General features: G+C 68.7%; 22 protein-coding genes. 4 read left to right on the forward strand and 18 right to left on the reverse strand.

Annotated features, from left to right (window positions below):
* Positions 1-47: 47 nt before the first annotated feature.
* From SLUN_RS07635 to SLUN_RS07670, 8 genes are all read right to left on the reverse strand, one after another.
* Positions 48-245, reverse strand: coding sequence for a hypothetical protein (locus SLUN_RS07635; RefSeq protein WP_108147770.1), 198 nt, complete (start codon positions 243-245; stop codon positions 48-50).
* Positions 246-264: 19 nt separating this feature from the next.
* On the reverse strand, positions 265-519 hold the full coding sequence (locus SLUN_RS07640; protein WP_108147771.1) for a hypothetical protein: 255 nt from the start codon (positions 517-519) through the stop codon (positions 265-267).
* A 15-nt stretch (positions 520-534) separates the two neighbouring features.
* Positions 535-1,491, reverse strand: coding sequence for a helix-turn-helix transcriptional regulator (locus SLUN_RS07645; protein WP_108147772.1), 957 nt, complete (start codon positions 1,489-1,491; stop codon positions 535-537).
* 17 nt (positions 1,492-1,508) lie between these two features.
* Positions 1,509-2,465 carry a helix-turn-helix transcriptional regulator gene (locus SLUN_RS07650; RefSeq protein WP_108147773.1) on the reverse strand — a complete coding sequence of 319 codons (957 nt, stop codon included), beginning with the start codon at positions 2,463-2,465 and terminating at the stop codon, positions 1,509-1,511.
* Positions 2,466-2,590: 125 nt separating this feature from the next.
* Positions 2,591-2,965: an FKBP-type peptidyl-prolyl cis-trans isomerase gene (locus tag SLUN_RS07655; RefSeq protein WP_108147774.1), complete on the reverse strand. Its 375-nt coding sequence runs from the start codon at positions 2,963-2,965 to the stop codon at positions 2,591-2,593.
* Between the two features lie 43 nt (positions 2,966-3,008).
* The gene (locus SLUN_RS07660) at positions 3,009-3,947 is read right to left on the reverse strand and encodes an FKBP-type peptidyl-prolyl cis-trans isomerase (protein ID WP_108147775.1); all 939 of its coding nucleotides are present in this window, start codon (positions 3,945-3,947) and stop codon (positions 3,009-3,011) included.
* 153 nt (positions 3,948-4,100) lie between these two features.
* Entirely contained in the window at positions 4,101-5,462 is a 1,362-nt protein-coding gene (pafA, locus tag SLUN_RS07665) for a Pup--protein ligase (protein ID WP_108147776.1), read from the reverse strand.
* 9 nt (positions 5,463-5,471) lie between these two features.
* Positions 5,472-6,764: an MFS transporter gene (locus SLUN_RS07670; protein ID WP_108147777.1), complete on the reverse strand. Its 1,293-nt coding sequence runs from the start codon at positions 6,762-6,764 to the stop codon at positions 5,472-5,474.
* Positions 6,765-6,895: 131 nt separating this feature from the next.
* Here SLUN_RS07670 and SLUN_RS07675 point away from each other — a divergent pair, with 131 nt between their 5' ends.
* Positions 6,896-7,999, forward strand: a complete 1,104-nt coding sequence (locus SLUN_RS07675) for a LacI family DNA-binding transcriptional regulator (RefSeq protein ID WP_108147778.1) — start codon at positions 6,896-6,898, stop codon at positions 7,997-7,999.
* 194 nt (positions 8,000-8,193) lie between these two features.
* Here SLUN_RS07675 and prcA read toward each other — a convergent pair whose 3' ends face one another.
* The 5 genes from prcA to arc all read right to left on the reverse strand — a co-directional run bounded on the left by prcA (position 8,194) and on the right by arc (position 13,921).
* Positions 8,194-8,958: a proteasome subunit alpha gene (prcA, locus tag SLUN_RS07680; RefSeq protein WP_108147779.1), complete on the reverse strand. Its 765-nt coding sequence runs from the start codon at positions 8,956-8,958 to the stop codon at positions 8,194-8,196.
* Positions 8,959-9,009: 51 nt separating this feature from the next.
* On the reverse strand, positions 9,010-9,855 hold the full coding sequence (gene prcB, locus SLUN_RS07685) for a proteasome subunit beta (protein ID WP_108147780.1): 846 nt from the start codon (positions 9,853-9,855) through the stop codon (positions 9,010-9,012).
* A 171-nt stretch (positions 9,856-10,026) separates the two neighbouring features.
* A complete protein-coding gene (locus SLUN_RS07690) occupies positions 10,027-10,245 on the reverse strand; it encodes a ubiquitin-like protein Pup (RefSeq protein WP_108147781.1) in 219 nt (72 codons plus the stop codon).
* A 137-nt stretch (positions 10,246-10,382) separates the two neighbouring features.
* Positions 10,383-11,894 carry a depupylase/deamidase Dop gene (gene dop, locus SLUN_RS07695; RefSeq protein ID WP_179955288.1) on the reverse strand — a complete coding sequence of 504 codons (1,512 nt, stop codon included), beginning with the start codon at positions 11,892-11,894 and terminating at the stop codon, positions 10,383-10,385.
* 260 nt (positions 11,895-12,154) lie between these two features.
* Positions 12,155-13,921 carry a proteasome ATPase gene (gene arc, locus SLUN_RS07700; RefSeq protein ID WP_108147783.1) on the reverse strand — a complete coding sequence of 589 codons (1,767 nt, stop codon included), beginning with the start codon at positions 13,919-13,921 and terminating at the stop codon, positions 12,155-12,157.
* A gap of 253 nt (positions 13,922-14,174) precedes the next feature.
* Here arc and SLUN_RS07710 point away from each other — a divergent pair, with 253 nt between their 5' ends.
* Entirely contained in the window at positions 14,175-14,486 is a 312-nt protein-coding gene (locus tag SLUN_RS07710; protein ID WP_108147784.1) for a ferredoxin, read from the forward strand.
* Between the two features lie 19 nt (positions 14,487-14,505).
* Here the strand turns inward: SLUN_RS07710 and SLUN_RS07715 are convergent, their stop codons facing one another.
* The 3 genes from SLUN_RS07715 to SLUN_RS07725 form a co-directional block, all read right to left on the reverse strand.
* On the reverse strand, positions 14,506-15,066 hold the full coding sequence (locus tag SLUN_RS07715; RefSeq protein ID WP_108147785.1) for a hypothetical protein: 561 nt from the start codon (positions 15,064-15,066) through the stop codon (positions 14,506-14,508).
* 197 nt (positions 15,067-15,263) lie between these two features.
* Positions 15,264-16,151, reverse strand: coding sequence for a tRNA (adenine-N1)-methyltransferase (locus tag SLUN_RS07720; protein WP_108147786.1), 888 nt, complete (start codon positions 16,149-16,151; stop codon positions 15,264-15,266).
* Positions 16,152-16,220: 69 nt separating this feature from the next.
* Complete coding sequence (locus SLUN_RS07725; protein WP_175313716.1) at positions 16,221-17,453, reverse strand: site-2 protease family protein; 1,233 nt, start codon at positions 17,451-17,453, stop codon at positions 16,221-16,223.
* A 133-nt stretch (positions 17,454-17,586) separates the two neighbouring features.
* Between SLUN_RS07725 and SLUN_RS07730 the strand changes: the two genes are divergently transcribed.
* Both SLUN_RS07730 and SLUN_RS07735 read left to right on the forward strand, forming a co-directional pair.
* The gene (locus tag SLUN_RS07730) at positions 17,587-18,447 is read left to right on the forward strand and encodes a RecB family exonuclease (protein ID WP_108147788.1); all 861 of its coding nucleotides are present in this window, start codon (positions 17,587-17,589) and stop codon (positions 18,445-18,447) included.
* Positions 18,448-18,464: 17 nt separating this feature from the next.
* On the forward strand, positions 18,465-19,136 hold the full coding sequence (locus tag SLUN_RS07735; protein ID WP_108147789.1) for a response regulator: 672 nt from the start codon (positions 18,465-18,467) through the stop codon (positions 19,134-19,136).
* A gap of 123 nt (positions 19,137-19,259) precedes the next feature.
* Here SLUN_RS07735 and SLUN_RS07740 read toward each other — a convergent pair whose 3' ends face one another.
* Positions 19,260-20,855, reverse strand: a complete 1,596-nt coding sequence (locus SLUN_RS07740) for an ABC transporter substrate-binding protein (protein ID WP_108147790.1) — start codon at positions 20,853-20,855, stop codon at positions 19,260-19,262.
* 508 nt (positions 20,856-21,363) lie between these two features.
* On the reverse strand, positions 21,364-22,065 hold the full coding sequence (locus SLUN_RS07745; RefSeq protein ID WP_108147791.1) for an HAD family hydrolase: 702 nt from the start codon (positions 22,063-22,065) through the stop codon (positions 21,364-21,366).
* Between the last annotated feature and the right edge of the window lie 40 nt (positions 22,066-22,105).

Raw genomic sequence — 22,105 nt, forward strand, 5'->3', positions numbered from 1 at the left:
CAGCGTACCGCTCAGGGCTCCGGCCCCCCAGGGCGCACCCTGATCTCCTAGCGCAGCGCCTCGCCGGTGCGGGCCAGATCCGTCGCCGCCTTCTCCAGGTCCTCGGCCGCACGGTTGATCCGCTCCGTCGTGCGGGTCACCTCGCGGCCCAGCCGCTGGGCCTCGATGAAGACCCGGATACCGAGGATGCCCAGCACGGCGATCCCGAGGAAGCCGAGGGCGATGGCGAGCATGGGCCAGAACATGCGCAGAGCCTAGACCGTTCTAGACGGTGGAGTGGAGGCGCAGCGTCCGCACCCCGCCGCCGGTGAGGAGTTCGATGATGCGCTCCCCCGCCGGCTTGCGGACGGCCCTCTCGCACTCGGGGCAGGTGAAGGAGTAGAAGGTGGTGCGGCGACTGGCGCCGATCGCCAGGCGCAGCGACCCCGCCGAGAGCTCGAAGCGGCCCTGGCACTCGGGGCACGCGGCCTTGAAGAGGACCGGCCCCACCTGGGCCGGGATTCCAGACATCAGCGACATGTAGCGCGAATCTCCCTATTCCTGGCTGTCATAGGCCGTGAGCGCCTCGCGCGCCGCCAGCCGGGCACTGTCCGCCAGGTCCTGCGGCGAGACGATCCGCCCGTCCCGCCCCAGCCGCAGCGCCAGCCGGCGCAGCGAAGCGGGAGCGGGCGTACGCAAGGTGATGCGCAGGCCGCCCTCCGGCAGCTCCTCCGCGCTGTCGTGCGGGTAGTACTCGGCGACCCAGCGTCCGCCGGGGCCGACCTCGACCACGACCTCCGGATCGTCCGCGGAAGGCTGCACCAGCCCCTCCGACAGGTCCCGCAGCTCGACCTCGGGCGGTGCGGCGGGCGCGTCGAGCAGCCTGATCTCCGCCACCCGGTCGAGCCGGAAGGTCCTGCGCGCCTCGGAGAGGCGGCACCAGGCCTCCATATACGTGTGGCCCACCGCGAAGAGCCGGATCGGGTCTACCTCGCGCTCGGTGAGCTCGTCGCGCGCGGGCGAGTAGTACTTCAGCCACAGCCGGCGGCGCTCCGAGATCGCCCGGTCCACTTCGGCGAAGACGCCGCCCTCGGACTCGAAGGTGACCGAGAGCCGCGAGCTCGCGCCGGCCGCATCTCCTGCCGCGGCCTCCAGCTTGGCGGTGGCCCGCAGCAGCGCCTCGCGGTCGCTCTCGCGCAGCCCCGGCAGCGTGGCGACGGCACGGGCGGCCACCAGCAGGGCGGTCGCCTCGTCGGCCGCGAGCCGCAGCGGCTCGGCGACATCGTCGGGGTTGTGCCACCAGATGCGGTCACCGTCGGTGTCGATGTCGAGCAGATCGCCGCCGCGGAAGCTGGTCCCGCACATCGGCAGTACGTCGAGGTCGGAGATCAGCTCGTCCTCGGTGATCCCGAAAGCGCGGGCGACATCGCCGACGCGCGCGCCGGGTCGCTCGCGCAGATAGGTCACCAGCGAGAGCATCCGCCGGGTCTGGTCAATGGCGTTGGCGGCCATGGTTGTACGAGTCCCCCTCAGCCCTTGGCCACGGCACGAAGCCGGTCCACGACATCGGCCCGCAGGTCCGCGGGCTCCAGTACGACGACGTCCGGGCCGAACTCCACGAGCCAGGCGTCCAGACCGTGTCCGTACGGAATCTCCAACTCCTCCCAGCCGTCCCCCAGTTCCCGTATGGACTGTGCTCGTGAGCGGAGCGGATAGCCGCAGCCCTCACGGAGCCGGATGCGCGCGGAGCGGGTCGCGGTCTCGCCCGCCCAGCTCTCCACGGTCTCCCGGACGGTGACGACATCGGGCACGGGCGCGGTGAAGGAGCCGGTGCGGGAGCGGACCCGGCCGGTGATACGGGAGAGCCGGAAGACCCGCTCGGCGCCCCGGTCCCGGTCCCAGCCCGCCAGATACCAATGGCCGCGCCAGCACTCGAGCGTCCACGGTTCGACATGGCGCTGCCCGGGGCGGGCGGCGTTCGCCTTGCGGTAGTCGAAGACGACCGCGCGGCGGTCGCGGCAGGCGAGCATCAGCGGTTCGAAGGCGGCCTCATGGACCGGGATGCGCGGCTCGAGGGCACTGTGGTGGGCCTCGTACGAATCCTCGGCCTCGGGCATCCCGGCCGCGCGCAGCTTCTGCAGGGCACCGCTGGCGGCCCCGGCCAGCCGTGCCTGCTGCCAGACCTTGGCGGCGAGGCCGAGGGCGGCAGCCTCCTCGGCGTCCAGCGTGATCGCGGGAAGCCGGTTGGAGTCGCGCCGGGCGAGGTAGCCGGTTTCGCCGTCGAGGTTCTCCACCGTCTCGATGACCAGGCCGAGTTCGCGCAGATCGTCCTTGTCGCGCTCGAACATCCGGTTGAAGGAGTCGTCGGAGCCGGCTTCGAGGTAGGCCTCGATGGACCCGCGCAGCTCGCGCTTGCTGAGCGGGCGCCGGGTCCCCAGCAGGCACAGCGCCAGATTCATCAACCGCTCGGCCTTGGCAATGGCCATCGAAGCCCTACACCCTCCAGCCGAAGTCACTTCTGCCCGCTGACCGTACCGCTCCGGGGTGTCGGGGCAAAAGCCGAGGGCCCATGCCAGGCATGGGCCCTCGTCACGCTGTGCAGCGATCGGACTCAGACAGCGACCAGGTCGCAGACGAAGATCAGCGTCTCGCCCGGCGCGATGGAGCCGCCACCGGCGCCACGGTCGCCGTAGGCGAGGTGCGCGGGGATGGTCAGCTGCCGGCGGCCGCCGACCTTCATGCCCTGCACGCCCTTGTCCCAGCCGGAGATGACCTGACCGACACCGAGCTGGAACTGCAGCGGGGTGCCGCGGTTCCACGACGCGTCGAACTCCTCGCCGGTGGAGAAGGCCACGCCCACGTAGTGGACGGAGACGGTGTCGCCCGCCTTGGCCACCGGGCCCTCGCCCTCCCAGATGTCCTTGATCTCCAGGTCGGCCGGCGGCTCGCCACCCGGGAAGTCGATCTCGGGCTTCTCGATGCTCACTGAACTGCTCCTCTAAATGATGAACGGGGCAACCTGGACAGTCTTACACCTTTGTCAGAAGGTCCACGGCGAACACCAGCGTGGAGTTCTTCGGGATGCCCTGCTGTTCCTTGGCGCCGAATGCCTGGTCCGGCGGGATGACCAGCAGCACACGGCTGCCGACCTTCTTGCCGACAAGGCCGTCCTTGAGGCCCTTGAGCGTCACCTGCTCCAGCGGGAAGGTCTGGGTCTTGCCCGCCTGGTAGGTGCTGTCGAACTTCTTGCCGCCGGCCCAGAGGTAGGCCTCGTACTTCACGACGACGGAGTCCTTCGCCGTGAGCACCCCGCCCTTGCCCTCGATGACGTAGTTGGAGACGAGCTTCTTCGGCGGGCCGGACTCCTTGGGGAAGGTGACCGAAGGGGCCTTGCCGTCGGTGTTGATGCCCACCTTCGGCAGGTCGATATTGTCCTGCGCGACCTGGGTGCCCGTGGCGGACACCGGGATGGTGGTCGCCTTCAGGATGTCGACGACGAAGACCAGCGTGGAATTGGCCGGGATCTCCTCGCCCTTGGCCTGATCCCCGTAACCGAGCTCCGGCGGGATGGACATCTCGACGCGGCTGCCGACCTTCTGGCCCTCGAGGCCCTTCTCCCAGCCCGGGATGACGCTGCCGGCACCGAGGGTGAGGTCGAGCGGCTGCTTCTTGTCGAAGCTGTTGTCGAAGGGCTTGTCCGAAACCCACGTCTGCCCGAGGTAATTGACCTGAAGGGCATCACCCTTCTTGGTCGTAGCGCCGTCGCCCTTGCTGATGACCTCGACCTTCAGCTCCTTGGGCGGATCACCCTCACCCTTCGCCAGAGTCGGCTTCTCGCCGAACTTGGCGCCGGCGGTGATCGCGGGCAGTCCGTTCTTGGAATTGGAGTCGGAGCCCTTGTCGTCGCTGCCGCACGCCGCTGTCAGCAGCAGCAAGGGGACGACGAGAAGGCCGGCAAGTCGGCGCACGTGTTCCTCAGATCTCAGACGGCACAGTAGTTCCCGACACTCTAGGGGGTGTCCGGTTGATCAGGCCGGATCGGCCGGGGACCCCCCTGGGGCGTGCCAAGGGCCCCGCACGATGAACGTACGGGGCCCGAGTGGCGTTCCACCGGCTGGTGGCTACATACCGGCGATGAGCTTCTCCACCCTGTCGTCGACCGACCGGAACGGGTCCTTGCACAACACGGTGCGCTGCGCCTGGTCGTTCAGCTTGAGGTGCACCCAGTCGACGGTGAAGTCCCGCCTCTGCTCCTGCGCCCGGCGGATGAAGTCACCGCGCAACCGCGCCCTGGTGGTCTGCGGGGGCACCGACTTGCCCTCGAAGATCTTCAGGTCGTTGCAGATCCGGGCTGCCTGCCCCTTGCGCTCCAGGAGGTAGTACAGCCCGCGCCTGCGGTGGATGTCGTGGTAGGCGAGGTCTATCTGCGCGACCCGCGGGTGCGACATGGTCATGTTGTGCTTGGCCCGGTACCGCTCGATGAGCTTGTACTTCATCACCCAGTCGATCTCGGTGCCGATCCGGTCGAGGTCCTCCGCGTCGATCGCGTCCAGCGTGCGGCCCCAGAGCTCCAGGACCTGCTCGACCGTGCCGGTGCGGATTCCGCGCCGCTCGACGAAGTCCACGGCCTTCTCGTAGTACTCACGCTGCACCTCGAGGGCGGACGCCTCGCGTCCGCTGGCCAGACGCACCTTGCGCTGTCCGGTGATGTCGTGGCTGACCTCGCGGATCGCCCGGATCGGGTTCTCCAGGGTCAGATCCCGCATCACGGTGCCCGCCTCGATCATGCGCAGTACGAGATCGGTCGCGCCGACCTTGAGCAGCATGGTCGTCTCGGACATGTTCGAGTCGCCGACGATGACGTGGAGACGGCGGTAGCGCTCCGCGTCCGCGTGCGGTTCGTCGCGGGTGTTGATGATCGGGCGCGAGCGGGTGGTGGCAGAGCTGACGCCCTCCCAGATGTGCTCGGCGCGCTGGCTGACGCAGTAGACCGCGCCGCGCGGGGTCTGCAGCACCTTGCCCGCGCCGCACAGCAGCTGACGGGTGACCAGGAACGGGATGAGGATGTCCGCGAGCCGGGAGAACTCTCCGTGGCGGGCGACGAGATAGTTCTCGTGGCAGCCGTAGGAGTTTCCCGCCGAGTCGGTGTTGTTCTTGAAGAGATAGACGTCGCCCGCGATTCCCTCCTCGTGCAGGCGGCGTTCGGCGTCGACGAGCAGGCCTTCGAGAATGCGCTCGCCGGCCTTGTCGTGCGTGACCAGTTCGGTCACGTTGTCGCATTCGGGAGTTGCATATTCCGGATGCGAACCCACGTCGAGGTAGAGGCGGGCGCCGTTCCGCAGGAAGACATTGCTGCTGCGGCCCCATGAGACAACACGGCGGAAGAGGTAGCGCGCCACTTCGTCAGGTGACAGTCGGCGCTGTCCCCTGAACGTGCACGTGACGCCGTACTCGTTCTCCAGCCCGAAAATGCGGCGGTCCATGTCTGAACATTACGCCTCACGGCCTGAGCTGAAACCGGGTTCGGCAGCACCGTTTCGATCATTTTCCGATGAGACCGTGATGGAGCCCGTGATTGCGCCCGCAATGTCCTTGGTACGGCCGGGAACTGCGAGGACCCGCTGAGTGGCTGTCAGAACCAGTAGCGCGGCGATGCCTCCGGCTCCGGCGACGGCGAAGCTCCAGGCGGTCCCTCCGAGCTCCACGGCCGGTCCCGCGACGGCGGTGCCGGCCGCCGCGCCGACGCCGAAGGTCGTGACGAGCCAGGAGAACGCCTCGGTGACGGTGCCCCTCGGGGCGTGCCGGTCGACGACGATGAAGGCGCAGGCGATCGCGGGCGCGAGGAAGACGCCCGCGACGGCGGAGAGGGCGGTCATCGCGACCACGCCGGGGGTGAGCGCGAGCGGCAGATAGCCGAGCGCGAGCAGGGCGACGATGACGAGCAGCCGGCGCTCGGGGGCTCCGGCCCACTGCCTGGCGCCGTAGAACGTGCCACCGAGGAGCGCGCCAAGGCCGAGGGCGGCCATCAGCCAGCCGTACACCGCCTCGCGGCCGTGGTCGTCGGCGTACGCGACTCCGGCGACGGTGATCGAGCCGAGCGCGAGGCCGACGAAGAAGAACGCGCCGAGGAGCGCGAGCAGCCCGGGCGAGCGCAGAGCGCCCAGCCAGTGGGCCTCACGGGGCGCGGAGCGCCAGGCGCGGGACGGCTCGGAGAGTACGACGGAGAGCGCGCCGAGCACGCCGATCGCGTTGATGACGAGCAGGGCGGCGGCGGGCGACCAGAGCGAGACGAGCACGGTGACCAGCAACGGGCCGACCGTGAACATGACTTCCTGGGCCACGGCGTCCATGGCGTACGCCCGGTGCACCCGGTCCTCACGGCCGAGAACGCTGGGCCACAGGGCTCGCAGTCCGCCTTCGAGGGGCGGGGTGAACAGGCCCGCGACGACCACGGCGGCGAAGGCGGCGGGCAGCGAGCCGGTGCCCACGGCGGCGAGGAGGGCCATGCCGAGGGCGGAGACGACGGCGGCGGGGAGCTGCACGCGGGGCTGTCCGTACAGGTCCACGGCGCGGCCGAGGAGCGGCTGGCCTATCGCGGTCGCCAGCCCGTACACGGCGGCGAGCACGCCGGCGAGGGTGTAACTGCCGCCTTCGGCGCGGGTGAACAGGACGATGGCGATATGGGCGGTGGCGTTCGGCAGCCGCCCCACAAGGGTGCCGGTGAGCAGCCGTGTGGCGTGCGGCGCCTTGAGTATCTCTGCGTAGCCGGTGGCTCCCGCGCCCATGATCTGCCTCTCTCCCCCGGCGGGCCGAGGTTTTACGTATAACGTGCTCGGTCATACGTACCATGTCGGCAGCCCGCAGGTCTACCGAAGATGTGCAGGCTTTTCCGGACGAGCGGCTGAGGACGGCATCCATGTCACACGGGTCCCACCAGGACCGGCCCGCGGAGCCGGGGCAGCGGCCCGGGCCCGCGGCGGACCGCATCGTCCCGCCCTCCCGGGGCGACGGCGGGATCTCACGGCCCACCAGCCGGGATGTCGCACGGGTTGCCGGGGTCTCGCAGGCCACCGTGTCGCTCGTCCTCGGGGACAAGTGGCGCGGCAGGGTCTCCGAGCGCACCGCCGAGACTGTGCGGGACGCCGCGCGCGAGCTCGGATACCGGCCGAATCTCGCCGCCCGCAATCTGCGGCTCGGGCGGACCAGGACCGCCCTGCTCGTCGTCCCGGCCCTCACCAACGAGTTCTTCGCCCGCGTCTACGCGGGCGCGGCCACCGTCGCCGCCGAGCACGGATTCGGCGTGGTCCTCTACCCGTCCCCCGAGGGCGTCGGCCCCGCCAAGGACCCCTTCGCCTCGGCTCGGGCCGCGCTCGACGGGGTGATCGCCTCCTCCATGGCCGCCGAGGCGCTCACCGCCATCCGCGGCACGGACCTCCCGCTGGTGATGCTCGACAGCGACCCGGCCGACGCCGGCGCCGCAGCGCACGTGAACCTCGATATCGCCGACGGCATGCGGCAGATGACGGACCATCTCCTGACACTGGGCCACCGTCGCTTCGTCCATCTCGCCTCGGCCGTGACCTCCTGGACCTTCGACGTACGGGCCGGCGCGCTTCACGAGGTGCTCCGCGGGGTCCCCGACGCCGTCGTGCGGACCGTGCCCGCGCCCCTGGACGTCGGCGCCGCCCGCGAGGCCGTCGAGCGGGAGCTGAGCCGCCCCGGGCCGCGCCCCACCGCCATCGTCTGCGACGACGACATCCTGGCCGCCGGGGCCTGCAAGGCCGTACGCCGACACGGTCTGCGGGTGCCCGATGACGTGTCCGTCACCGGCTTCGACGACCTCGCGCTCGCCACCGCCGTGGAGCCCGAGCTCACCACCGTGAGCCTGCCCGCGGAACGGGTCGGCGAGCGCGGCATGTCCGCGCTGCTCGCGGTCCTCGAAGGCCGCCCGCCCGCGGAGGGCGACCTCCCGGTGCGACTCGTCGTACGCGACTCGTCGGCACCCCCCTCGCCCGCTTGATCCAGCCCGTGACCAGCGGCCTTGAGCCGGTGGGACCCGCCGTGGAACGATCACGATCATGATGAGTACGGCCGAGGTCCCGATCGGCGCGACGCCGATCAGGACGGTCCCCGCGGCCCTGAGCACGCGCAACAGACGGCTGCGCCCCGGAACGCACGGAGCGGTCCGGGGCGCAGCCGTGCCGGCACTCGGGGCTACTCCCCGGCCTCTTCCGTCTCCTCGGTGTCCGACGGCGCGTCCGTCGGCGTCGACGCGGCACCGTCGGCCTCAAGGAGCCGCGACAGCTGCCGCCCGACGATGCGCTTGAACTTCCGCTGCTGAGGACGCGTACGGTCCAGGACCGCCACCTCGAGCCGCTCCGCGGGAATCTCCCGGTCATTGCCGTTGGTCTGGTTGGACAGGGCCTGTACGGCCAGCTTCAGCGCCTCCGCGAGGGACATCCCGTCGCGGTGCCGCTGGTCGAGGAAGGTGCTGATCTGCTCCGCGCTGCCACCGACCGCGACCGAGCCGTGCTCGTCCACGATCGATCCGTCGTGCGGCAGCCGGTAGATCTGGTCACCTTCGGGAGTGGCACCGACCTCGGCGACGACCAGCTCCACCTCGTACGGCTTCTCGGCCGCGCTGGAGAAGATCGTGCCCAGCGTCTGGGCGTAGACATTCGCGAGACCACGGGCGGTCACATCGTCACGGTCATAGGTGTATCCGCGCAGGTCGGCGTAGCGCACGCCGCCGATCCGCAGGTTCTCGTACTCGTTGTACTTACCGGCGGCGGCGAAGCCGATCCGGTCGTAGATCTCGCTGAACTTGTGCAGCGCACGGGACGGGTTCTCACCGACGAAGACAATGCCGTCGGAGTACTGCAGCACAACGAGGCTGCGACCACGGGCGATGCCCTTGCGGGCGTATTCCGCCCGGTCGGCCATGGCCTGCTGGGGTGAGACATAGAACGGCGTCGACACCGGCTATCCGTCCCTTTCTGTCAGTGGCATGTCGGTCGGAAGAAGGGGCCGTCAGAGCAGCGCGGCGCGCGGGCCGTCGGGCTGTTCCAGGCGTCGCTCCAGGATCGAGCGGGCGACCTCCGAGGACTCGGCCTCGGTGAGCTTGCGGAACCCCTCGTCGCTGATGACGGTCACGATCGGATAGATCCGCCGGGCCACATCGGGGCCGCCGGTCGCCGAGTCGTCGTCGGCCGCGTCGTACAGCGCCTGGATGACCAGGGTGATGGCCTGCTGCTCCGTCAGGTCTTCGCGGTAGAGCTTCTTCATCGATCCACGGGCGAAGATCGAACCGGATCCGGTCGCCGCGAAGCCGTGCTCCTCGGAGCGGCCGCCCGTCACGTCGTACGAGAAGATGCGGCCCTTCTCGCGGTCGACGTCGTATCCCGCGAAGAGCGGCACCACGGCCAGGCCCTGCAAGGCCATGCCGAGGTTGCTGCGGATCATGGTGGAGAGCCGGTTGGCCTTGCCCTCCAGGGAGAGCTGGGCGCCTTCGACCTTCTCGAAGTGCTCCAGCTCCAGCTGGAAGAGCTTGACCATCTCCACCGCGAGGCCGGCAGTGCCGGCGATGCCCACGGCCGAGTACTCGTCGGCCGGGAAGACCTTCTCGATGTCGCGTTGCGCGATCATGTTGCCCATGGTCGCCCTGCGGTCACCGGCGAGCACCACACCGCCGGGGAACGTCGTCGCGACGATGGTCGTGCCGTGCGGTGCCTCGATGGCCCCCTGGATGGGCGGCAGGACCCGCCGGCCGGGCAGTGTCTCCGGCGCGTGCTGACCCAGAAAGTCCATGAACGAGGACGAGCCGGGCGTCAGGAAGGCTGCCGGCAGACGCCCGGTGCTACGAGGGTTGGCTTCCACGCGTTTCCTTCCGGATTGGCGGCGGCCCGCCATGTCAGGCGCGGGCCGATCTTTCGAACTGTGCACGGACATTACCCGCGCCGTGGCCTGTCATCCGCCCCGGTGCCGACGGCTTTCGCCGACGGCCCGAGGACGGACAACAGGGGGTACCCCCAACAAAGTTCGGGGTCGCTACTCTCCGCCCTTTTGGACGAAGGACCTCACGAAATCCTCTGCGTTCTCCTCGAGGACGTCGTCGATCTCGTCCAGTACGGAGTCGACGTCGTCCGAGAGCTTCTCCTGGCGCTCCTTGAGATCCTCGGAGGCCTGCGCTTCCTGCGCCTGCTCCTCGACCTCCTCAGTGGAACGCGTGGCCTTCTGCTGTCCGCCGCCGGTGTCCTTGGTCGCCATATCCCTCACCCCGCTCGGTTTGCCCTGACGTGAGTTCCTTCGGTCAAGATCAGACCCTACAAGCAGGGTCCGACATCGGCCCCGCACTTGCCTCAACGTCCGGGTACCACCTCGATGATTCCCGGCCGAGAACCATTTCAGCCGCCGGACAGCACCCGGACCAGGTCTTCCGCGGTGCGGCACCTGTCCAGGAGCTCCTTGACGTGATTACGCGTTCCGCGTAGCGGCTCCAGGGTTGGCACCCGCTGCAGCGAGTCACGGCCCGGCAGATCGAAGATGACCGAGTCCCAGGAGGCCGCGGCCACATCGTCCGCGTACTGCTCCAGACAGCGACCGCGGAAATACGCACGGGTGTCCTCGGGCGGCTTTGTCTCCGCCCGCACGACCGCCGGCTCGTCCAGCAGCCGCTTCATCTTCCCGCGGGCCGCCAGACGGTTGTACAGGCCCTTCTCGGGCCGTACGTCGGCGTACTGGAGGTCCACCAGGTGCAGCCGTGCCGCGTCCCACTCCAGGTTGTCACGCCGCCGGTAGCCCTCCATGAGCTCCTTCTTGGCGATCCAGTCCAGCTCCCCGGACAGGCTCATGGGGTCGTTCTCGAGCCGGTTGAGCGTGTCCTCCCAGCGGATCAGGACATCCCTGGTCTGCTCGTCGGCGTCCGAGCCGTAGCGCTCCTCGACGTACTTCCGCGCCAGCTCGAAATACTCCATCTGGAGCTGGACCGCGGTGAGTGTCCGGCCGCTGCGCAGCGTGACCAGACGTTTCAGGGTCGGGTCGTGGGAGACCTGGTGCAGGGTGCGCACCGGCTGGTCGACGGCCAGGTCCACCGCGATGAAGCCGTCCTCGATCATGGAGAGGACCAGGGCCGTGGTGCCCAGCTTCAGATAGGTCGAGATCTCGGACAGATTCGCGTCGCCGATGATCACATGGAGCCGGCGGTACTTCTCGGCGTCGGAGTGGGGCTCGTCGCGGGTGTTGATGATCGGCCGCTTGAGAGTCGTCTCCAGGCCGACCTCGACCTCGAAATAGTCGGCTCGCTGGCTGATCTGGAAGCCGTGCTCATGGCCGTCCTGGCCGATTCCGACCCGTCCGGCGCCGGTGACGACCTGGCGGGAGACGAAGAACGGCGTCAGGTGGCGCACGATGTCCGAGAAGGCGGTCTCCCGCTTCATCAGGTAGTTCTCGTGGGTCCCGTAGGACGCGCCCTTGTTGTCGGTGTTGTTCTTGTAGAGATGGATCGGCTGGGCGCCGGGGAGCTGGGCCGCGCGCTCGGCGGCCTCCGCCATGATCCGCTCGCCGGCCTTGTCCCAGAGCACGGCGTCACGGGGGTTGGTGACCTCCGGAGAGCTGTATTCCGGGTGTGCATGGTCGACGTACAGCCGCGCGCCATTGGTGAGGATCACATTGGCCAGGCCGATGTCCTCGTCGGTGAGCTGGCTGGAGTCGGCGGCCTCGCGGGCGAGATCGAAGCCGCGGGCGTCCCGCAGCGGATTCTCCTCCTCGAAGTCCCAGCGGGCGCGCCGCGCCCTGTGCATCGCCGCCGCGTAGGCGTTGACGATCTGGGACGAGGTGAGCATGGCATTGGCGTTCGGGTGGCCCGGGACGGAGATGCCGTACTCCGTCTCGATGCCCATTACTCGCCGTACGGTCATGCGGCCCTCCTTGCCCGGCGGCGCTCCCCTCCGGGAACGGCGCTCAAGTACCGCTGTCTCTCCGGTGCGTGTGCGGTGCCCGTCCCCGCACTGCGCGACGCGGCGGTACCGAAGAGCCTAGAACGCCTCTGCGCTGGTGGGGAGATCAATTTCGCCATTGCTCCGGTATGGCCGGACCTTCTCAGAAAGCAACCGGCTGCGGATGCCCGTCCCCCTGCCTTCGGCGGGGGGACCCCCAGCATCCGCAGCCGGTCTGCGTTCTACAGGTACTGGCCTGTGTTCGCCACCGTGTCGATGGAACGTCCGGTGTCCGCGCCCTGCTTTCCGGTGACAAGGGTGCGGATGAAGACGATCCGCTCGCCCTTCTTGCCGGAGATCCGGGCCCAGTCGTCCGGGTTGGTGGTGTTCGGCAGGTCCTCGTTCTCCTTGAACTCGTCCACGCAAGCCTGGAGGAGATGGGAGACCCGAAGGCCCTTCTGGTTCTGGTCGAGGAAGGCCTTGATGGCCATCTTCTTGGCCCGGTCGACGATGTTCTGAATCATCGCGCCGGAGTTGAAGTCCTTGAAGTACAGGACTTCCTTGTCGCCGTTGGCGTACGTGACCTCGAGGAAGCGGTTCTCCTCGGACTCCGCGTACATCTGCTCGACGACCGACTGGATCATCGCGTGCACGGCGGCATCCTTGGAGCCGCTGTGCTCGGAGAGGTCGTCCCCGTGCAGGGGCAGCGAAGCCGTCAGGTACTTGGCGAAGATGTCCTTCGCGGCCTCCGCGTCCGGACGCTCGATCTTGATCTTGACGTCGAGCCGGCCGGGCCGCAGGATCGCGGGGTCGATCATGTCCTCGCGGTTGGAGGCGCCGATGACGATGACGTTCTCCAGGCCCTCCACACCGTCGATCTCGGCGAGCAGCTGCGGGACGATGGTGTTCTCCACGTCCGAGCTGACACCGGAACCACGGGTGCGGAAGAGGGATTCCATCTCGTCGAAGAAGACGATCACGGGGGTACCCTCGCTCGCCTTCTCCCGGGCACGCTGGAAGACCAGGCGGATGTGCCGCTCGGTCTCGCCGACGTACTTGTTGAGGAGCTCGGGGCCCTTGATATTGAGGAAGTAGCTCTTCCCCGCGGGCTGGCCGGTCACCTCGGCGACCTTCTTGGCAAGGGAGTTGGCGACGGCCTTGGCGATGAGCGTCTTGCCGCAGCCGGGCGGACCGTAGAGCAGGATGCCCTTCGGCGGCCGCAGTTCGTGCTCCTTGAAGAGGTCCGGGTGGAGGTACGGGAGCTCGACCGCGTCGCGGATCATCTCGATCTGGCCGCCCAGACCGCCGATCTTCTCGTAGTCGACGTCCGGGACCTCTTCGAGGACGAGCTCTTCGACCTCGCTCTTGGGCACCACTTCATAGACGTAGCCGGAGCGGGGTTCGAGCAGCAGGGCGTCGCCGGGACGGATGGTGATGTCCAGCAGCGGCTCCGCGAGCCGCACCACCCGTTCCTCGTCGGTGTGCCCGACCACCAGGGCGCGCTCGCCGTCCTCGAGGATCTCCTTGAGGGTGACGATGTCCCCGGCACGCTCGTACTCCATGGCCTCGACCACGTTGAGCGCTTCGTTGAGCATGACTTCCTGGCCGCGCCGGAGCTCGTCGAGCTCGACGCTGGGGCTGACATTCACCCGGAGCTTGCGGCCCCCGGTGAAGATGTCGCAGGTGCCGTCCTCATTTGACTGCAGGAAGACACCGAAGCCGGCCGGCGGCTGTGCGAGCCGGTCGACCTCCTCCTTGAGAGCCACGATCTGGTCGCGGGCCTCACGGAGTGTATTGGCGAGCCGCTCGTTCTGTGCGGACACGCCGGCCAGGTTTGTCTGCAGCTCGACGATCCGCTCTTCGAGAATCCTCGTATGGCGCGGAGAGTCGGCGAGCTTGCGGCGCAGGACGGCGATTTCCTGCTCGAGATAGGCAACCTGGCCGGCTGGGTCTTCAGACCCCCGCCCCGGCCGGATGCCGCGGTTGATGTCGTCGTCGTGGGCTGCCACGGTCCTCACCTCCTCCAAGGGGAGCTGGACGCTTCCTGACCCTACCTGGGTGGGTAGTGATTGAAACCCCTAGATCACAAAGACGGTAGAGGTGTGTCCGATCTTCACCCTTGCGCTCTCCCTCCTGCCAGGGGAATACCCACCCATCAACATCGGAAAGCGGGCGGAGGTATCGTCAAAGCGTTCAACACCCGTCAGGGCTGGCACGACTTGCTTCACATTGCTACACCCGACGAAGGAAACGGCAGGAGATATGACCGTGCAGCACGAGGCCCCCACCGGCGGCGCCGCGGATGCCCTGGAGGTCTGGATCGACCAGGACCTCTGCACCGGGGACGGGATCTGTGCGCAGTACGCACCGGAGGTCTTCGAGCTCGACATCGACGGGCTGGCGTATGTGAAGAGCACGGACGACGAACTGCTCCAGAACCCGGGCGCCGTGGCGCCCGTACCGCTTCCGCTCCTGAGGGATGTCGTGGACTCCGCGAAGGAGTGCCCGGGCGACTGCATCCATGTACGTCGCGTTTCGGACAGGGTCGAAGTCTACGGCCCCGACGCAGGGTGACGGATCACACACTCCACGCTCAGGCCTGGGCGGTGCGGACGAACTTCCCGCCCTGCCACTGCCACTTGACCTTCTCCTGCTCGTCGGGACAGCAGCTCGGCACATTTGGCGAGGAGTAGCCGAGCAAGGTCGCCGTAATCACTCCGTCACGTACGGCGAAGTCCCCGACGCTCAGCTTCTGCGCGGGCTCCAGCAGCGTCGCGACCACGCGCGGTACGGTCCCATCACCCTGCGTCAGTACGAAGATTCCGCTCGGCGGGGTGCCGGAACCGGCGTCGCAGCGGGCCACGGCCACGGTCTCGGGGCTGCCGTCGCCGTCGAGATCGCCCGAGGCCTTCTTGGTCACCACGCTCTGCACGCCGCCGCATTCCAGCGGGAGCCGCGCTGTGGCCGGGTCGGGGGCCGGCGCCGGCGCCGCGGCGGTGCCGGTGCGCGGCTGGCCCGCCTGGGAGGCGGCCTGCGCCCTGGGCTGCAGCAGTCCGGCGGCAGCGACGACCGCGGCCATCGCCGTCGCGGTGGCCAGCCAGTGCACCGGGCGGGCGTGGGTGTGCGCGAGGTCCGGGACGACGGAGGTCTGCACGCGGGATGTCTCCTGTGAAGGGCGATGCCGGTGGGGGTGGCCTGCATCGTGCCATACGTCACAGCGGGAGCGGAACAGTGGGGTCCGACTGTGTAGGTCAAGAAGCGGTCAACGCGAAGACGCCGCCGCCGAGTTCTCCGTGGGTCACGGGAACTCGGCGGCGGCGTCTTCGCGTTGTACGGGCGTCAGCCCCGGCGTCAGCCCTTGTTGGGGCCTTCGTAGTCATCGCCGTACGCGCCCTTGGCGGGGCGACGGCGGCGCATCGGAGGCTCCACACCGTCGGCGAGACGGCGGGCGGTGACGAGGAAGCCGGTGTGGCCGATCATCCGGTGGTCCGGGCGGACGGCCAGGCCCTCGACGTGCCAGTTGCGGATCATCGACTCCCAGGGCTGCGGCTCGGCGAAGCAGCCGATCTCGCGGATGGACTCGACGGTCCGTGCGAGCTGGGTCGTCGTCGCGACGTAGCAGCAGAGGATGCCGCCGGGCACGAGCGCCTTGGAGACGGCCTCCAGGCACTCCCAGGGGGCGAGCATGTCCAGGATGACGCGGTCGACGTCGGCGTCCGTCAGGTTGTCCTGGAGGTCGCCGACGGTGAGCTGCCAGGCGGGGTGCGGGCCGCCGAAGTAGCGCTCCACGTTCTGCTGGGCGATCTCGGCGAAGTCCTCGCGTCGCTCGTAGGAGTGCAGCATGCCGTGGTCACCGATGGCGCGCAGCAGGAAGCTGCTCAGCGAGCCGGAGCCCACCCCCGCCTCCACGACGCGGGCGCCGGGGAAGATGTCGGCGAAGGCCAGGATCTGTCCCGCGTCCTTGGGGTAGACCACGGCGGCGCCGCGGGGCATGGACAGGACATAGTCGGGGAGCAGGGGGCGCAGCGCGAGATAGGCGACGTTTCCCGTGGTACGGACAACACTGCCCTCGGGAGCCCCGATCAGCTCGTCGTGGGGGAAGGAACCCTTGTGGGTGTGGAAATTCTTCCCGGCCTCGAGCGTGAACGTGTAGTGGCGTCCCTTGGGGTCGGTGAGCTGGACCTGGTCCCCGACCTTGAAGGGCCCGCGTCGGCGGGCGGCACCGGTCGGTTCGGACATGTGACCAGCCTACCGGGCCCTTTGGGCCCCGGGGACCACACCGCCTGTGCGGCGAGTGGGCCGAGCCCTCTAAGTAGAGGGCCGGGCCATGGCGGCGACGAAGGCGCGCTCCACGTCCGCCGTGGACAGCACCCCGTAGATCTCGCCCGTCTCCTCGACCACCAGGTACTCCGTCGCGGGCGACGCCCTGAGCTTGTCCAGCAGGGCCTCCCCCGCCAGATCGGCCGAGACCTTCATGCCCTCGGTGAGGTCCTGGGCGAGGCCGCTCACGGCGACCCAGGGGCGGCGGTGCTCGGGGACGCCGACGATCGCCGTCTCGCGGACCAGGGCCGTCGGGTCGCCGTGCCCGTCGACGACGACCAGGGCGCGGGCGCCGGCCTCGTTGGCGCGGCGCAGGGCCTCGGAGAGCGGGGTGTTGGACTCGACGGGGACGGCGCGCCTGGTGAGCGTGCGGGCCTCGAGCTCGGGCAGGTGTTCGCGCAGCCGCGCCATGCGCAGGCTGTTGCCCGCCCCGGTCCAGATGATCGCGGCGAGGATCGCGGCCAGCAGCGCGTCGGTGACGGTCTCCATGCCGCCGATGTCCTCGGTCGCGTTGCCGAGGGCGCCGGTGTGGGTGAGGAGCGGGAGGCCGATCAGGACGGCGACCGCGAGCGCCCGGCCGACCCAGGCCGCGGCGACCGTGCCGGCCATCGGTTTGCCGGTGATCTTCCAGACGACGGCGCGGAGCATCCGGCCGCCGTCCAGCGGCAGTCCGGGCAGCAGGTTGAAGGCGGCGACGATGAGGTTGGAGATCATCAGGCCCGCGAGCAGGACGCCGGGTACGGTGCCCGGCTCGACGGCCATCATCCCGAGGTAGAAGACGCCGGACAGCACGAGCGAGAGCAGCGGCCCGACGAAGGCGAGGATGAACTCGCGGCCGGGCGTCTCGGACTCCTTCTCGATCTCCGAGACGCCGCCGAAGAACTGGAGCTGGATGCGGCGCACCGGCAGTTTGAAGCGCAGCGCGGCGACGGTGTGTGCGAGTTCGTGCACGAGCACCGAGGCGTAGAAGGCGACCGCGAAGAACAGCGAGACGAGATAGCGGACGCCGCCGAGCTCGGGGAGCACCCGGTCCAGCTGGCCGCCGAACACCCAGGTGATCAGGGCGGCGACGATGAACCAGCTGGGGGCGACATAGACCGGCACGCCGAAGGGACGGCCCATGAGGATGCCGCCGCCGGGGCCGTCGGAGCGCCGCGGCTTGCCACCGTCGGGGTTCGATCCCCCCGTACCGGACTGCGGCCGCTTGCGCTCACCGCTCATGTCGTCCTGGTTCACAGGTTCCCTTCGTTGCGTATGCGTCGTGTATGCGTCATTCACTTGATCATGCAGTGCGCAGGGTCTGACGTCGATGGTATTGCGCTCGCTGTCAGTGGCGGGTCGTAGGGTCTGAGTCATGAGTACGAGCCAGCAGCCCACATCGCTGTCGCCGTCGCGGGCGAGCGACTTCATGCAGTGTCCCCTGCTGTACCGGTTCCGGGTGATCGACAAGCTGCCGGAGAAGCCCAGTGAGGCAGCTACCCGGGGCACGCTCGTGCACGCGGTGCTGGAGCGTCTCTTCGACGACCCGGCGGCGGAGCGCACGGTTCCGCGCGCGAAGGCGATGATCCCGGGGCAGTGGGACCGGCTGCTGGAGACGAAGCCGGAGCTGAGCGAGCTGTTCGCCGAGGATGCCGGGGGCGAGCGGCTCACCGGCTGGCTGGGCGAGGCGGAGCAGCTGGTCGAGCGCTGGTTCTCGCTGGAGGACCCGACCCGTCTGGAGCCCGCCGAGCGGGAGATGTTCGTCGAGACGGAGCTGGAGTCGGGGCTGCGGCTGCGCGGAGTCATCGACCGGGTCGACGTGGCGCCCACCGGCGAGGTGCGGATCGTCGACTACAAGACGGGCAAGGCCCCGCGCCCGGAGTACAGCGAGGGCGCCCTGTTCCAGATGAAGTTCTACGCCCTGGTGATCTGGCGCCTGAAGAACGTCGTGCCCCGCCGGCTGCAACTGGTGTATCTGGGCAGCGGCGATGTGCTGACGTACGACCCGGTCCCGGCGGACCTGGAGCGTATGGAGCGCAAACTGCTGGCGCTGTGGGACGCGATCAAGGAGGCCACCGGGACGGGTGACTGGCGGCCGCGGCCGACCAAGCTGTGCGGCTGGTGCGACCACCAGGCGGTCTGTCCGGAATTCGGTGGCACTCCCCCGGTTTATCCGCTGAGCATTTCCCCGGCCGATTCCGCGGAGGATGGTCAGGGCAGAATGGGCCCGGTCTAGGTGAAGGAGTAGTACCCGTGGCTATCCGCGTCCTACTGGTCGACGACCAACCGCTGCTGCGTACCGGCTTCCGGATGATCCTGGAGGCGGAGCAGGACATCGCGGTCGTCGGCGAGGCCGGGGACGGCCTCCAGGCCCTCGACCAGGTGCGGGCGCTGCAGCCCGATGTGGTGCTGATGGACATCCGGATGCCGCGGATGGACGGGGTCGAGGCGACCCGGCAGATCAGCGGCCCCGGCCGGGACGGATCGGCGAAGGTGCTGGTACTGACCACCTTCGACCTCGATGAGTACGTGGTGGAGGCGCTGCGTGCCGGCGCCAGCGGTTTCCTGCTGAAGGACGCGCCCGCCAATGAGCTCGTGCAGGCGATCCGGGTGGTCGCGGCGGGCGAGGCGATGCTGGCGCCGAGCATCACCCGCAGGCTGCTCGACAAGTACGCGGACCATCTGCCGTCCGGCGAGGAGCCGGTCCCCGACACGCTGCACACGCTGACCGAGCGCGAGGTGGAGGTGCTCAAACTGGTCGCGCGGGGGATGTCCAACGCCGAGATCGCCGCGGATCTGTTCGTCAGCGAGACGACTGTCAAGACGCATGTGGGCCATGTCCTGACGAAGCTGAGCCTGCGCGACCGGGTCCAGGCCGCGGTGTACGCGTACGAGAGCGGCCTGGTGCGCCCCGGCGCGCAGTAGCTCGACCCAGATCACCTCAGATCGCCGCGGATCACCGGAGCACGGCAAGCGGCGGCGGGCAGATGCCCGCCGCCGGTCATTCTCAGCCTTGTTTCGCAGTGTCCTCGCCGGTCACCGCAGGGGTCACACGGTGCCGCGGCCCAGCTCCCACAGCTGCAGGTCGGAGCTGGAGTTGAGCACCCACTCGACGCCGGTCACGCCGACGCGGGCGGCGACGTACTGCTTGCCCTGCCACAGCGGCAGGAACGGCACGTCGGTGGCGACGATGTCCTGGATCTGCGTGAATGCCTTGGACGCGGAGGTGCGGTCGGCGGCACGGCGCGACTGCGGGATGAGTTCGCGTGCCACGGTGCTCACGTACGGGGTGTTGAGGAAGTTGCCCTTGTCCAGGAACGGCGCGATGTAGTTGTCCGGGTCCGGGAAGTCGGGGAACCAGCCCAGTCCGTAGACCGCGTAGTCGCCGCGCTTCTGGGCGGGGCGGAACTTCGCCCACTCGGTGCCCTCGATGGTGACGTCGAAGAGCTTGGTGGCGTTCAGCTGCTGCTTGAGCGCCTCGAACTCCTTGGCCGTACCGGGGCCGTAGTGGTCGGTCGTGTAGTGGAGCTTCAGCTTCACCGGAGTGGTGATGTTGGCCTTGTCGAGGATCTCCGCGGCCTTCGTGCGGCTCGGCTCGCCGTACTTGTTGAAGAAGGAGTTGGTGTGCGCGGCGATGGTCGTCGGGATGAGCGAGTAGAGCGGCTCGGCGGTGGCGCCGTACACCTGACCGGCGATGTGACCGCGATCTACGACCGCCGCCATGGCCTGGCGGACCGCCTTGTCCTTCACCGACGGGTCGTTGGTGTTGAAGGCGAGGTAGCGGATCTCCAGACCCGGCATCTCGGTGAGCTGGATGCCTTCCTTGGGGTTCTCGGACAGATCCCTGATCTGCTCCGGCGACATCGCGCGGGTCATCATGTCGATGTCCCCGGACTCGAGCGCCTTGCCCATGGAGTCGGCATCCGCGAACGACCGCAGCTCGATCTTGTCGTTGCGGAGCTTGAGGTCGCCCTTGTAGTTGGAGTTCCTGGAGAAGACGACCTTGGTGATCTGCTCACCCTTGGTCTCGGTCTTCATGGTGTACGGACCGGAGCCGTCGACCTGGAACCCTTCGCGGAGCTTCTTGCCGTCGTAGTTCTTCTTGCTGACGATGCCGGCGGCCGGCGTCGAGAGCTTGTACGGGAAGGTCGCGTCCGGCGTGGAGAGGTGGAAGACCACCTCGTCGCCGTTGGCCTCGATGGTGTCGATGTTCGCGAGGAGGGCGGCCGTACCGTTGTCGGCGTCGATGTCCCGCACACGCTCGATGGAGAACTTCACGTCCTCGGCGGTGACCTCGGTGCCGTCGGCGAACGTCAGCCCGCTGCGCAGCTTGCAGCGGTAGCTCTCGCTCGCGTTGTCGGTGAAGGTGCAGGACTGGGCGGCGTCGGGCACCGGCTCGCCACCGCCGCGCGGGGCGTGCAACAGGGTCTGGATGGTCTGCCGCAGTACGTTCCACGCGCCGGTGTCGTACGCGTAGGCCGGGTCGAGGGGCGCGGGCGTGTCCTCCGTCGCGATGAACTGGTCCGTGGTGCCCACGACGATGGCATCACCGCCGCCGGACCCGCCGTCCGCACTGCCGCAGGCGACGAGCACGGGCGCGAGCAGGCCGATCACGGCCGGCAGCACCAAAGTCTTACGGTTCATCCTGGACGTTCTCCCTCATCCGGCACTGGGATACAGCGATGTCTACGGGGGGACTCCGCCGCGACCGCCCGTTCGGGGCGGTGCGATCGGGCCGGGGAACAGAACGATCGGTCCTGTGTTCCCGTCGGCTTTTGATGGCCGCCGGGGCACATCGATGATGCGGCGAAGTTCTCGCGACGAGATTAGTCGGCAGCGCCAGGAAAGCTTGACCGGACCCGAGTTGGGGCGTATGCGCTCAGTGATCAGTTATGCCTGTGAGTGGATGGTCGCGGCACGGAATGATTCGCGCACCACTCCACCAATGCGGACATATAGGCACAGCCGCTTCCCCATAGAGGGGGCGTGGCGCGGTCCAGACCAAGGTCATCGGGGCCACCCACAGTGACGAACGTCACGCCATGAACTTTTATCGGCGGGCCCTCGATAAGCAACGGCTCAGATCACCGGAATGACCTGCTCCGCTGCCGAGAGTTTCCCGTGCATTCAAGAAGCACGGACAGTACACGCATCAGTTCATCGTGGTGATCAGGGTGCGCAGGAAAACAAGGTCGACTTCTTCGAGCGAGCGTACGATCACGCGGCCGTCGGCGGGCGCGATCGGCGCCACGGACGGTACGGCCACCACCCGGCACCCTGCCGCCTCGGCCGAGGCCACACCGGTCGCCGTGTCCTCGATGACGGCGCATCTCGCCGGGTCGGCGCTCAGGCCGTCGGCCGCGAGCAGATACGGGTCGGGGTGCGGCTTCGTACGCGGCACCTCGTCACCTGCGACCGAGAGAGCGAAGTTCTGCGGACCGAGCGAGGCCAGGACGCGGTCGATGATGCGGCGGTGGGAGGCGGAGACCAGCGCGGTGGGCACATTGTGCGCGGCGAGCTCGGCGAGCAGCTTGGCTGCGCCCGGCATCATCGGCACTCCGCGCCCGATGCGGTCCTCGAAGCGGTCGTTGAGCAGCACGGTGAGCTCGGCGAGGGTGATGTCGGCGCCAGTGGCCTCGATGAGATAGCCGGCGCTGCGCGTCATGGGACCGCCGACCACCACGTCCCGCCATGACTCGTGCAGGACATGGCCGAGGTCGGCGAAGACCTCCACCTCCGCGTCCCACCAGAAGCCTTCGGTGTCCACGAGGGTGCCGTCCATGTCGAGGAAGACGGCCTGCAGGGCAGAACCTGCGGCCGAACGGGTCAAGGACGCGGGGACCGTACTGGTCATCCGGCACACCTCCACAGAGGGATGAGAAGGCCGGTCGCCT

The sequence above is a fragment of the Streptomyces lunaelactis genome, from assembly GCF_003054555.1.
GTDB lineage: Bacteria > Actinomycetota > Actinomycetes > Streptomycetales > Streptomycetaceae > Streptomyces > Streptomyces lunaelactis.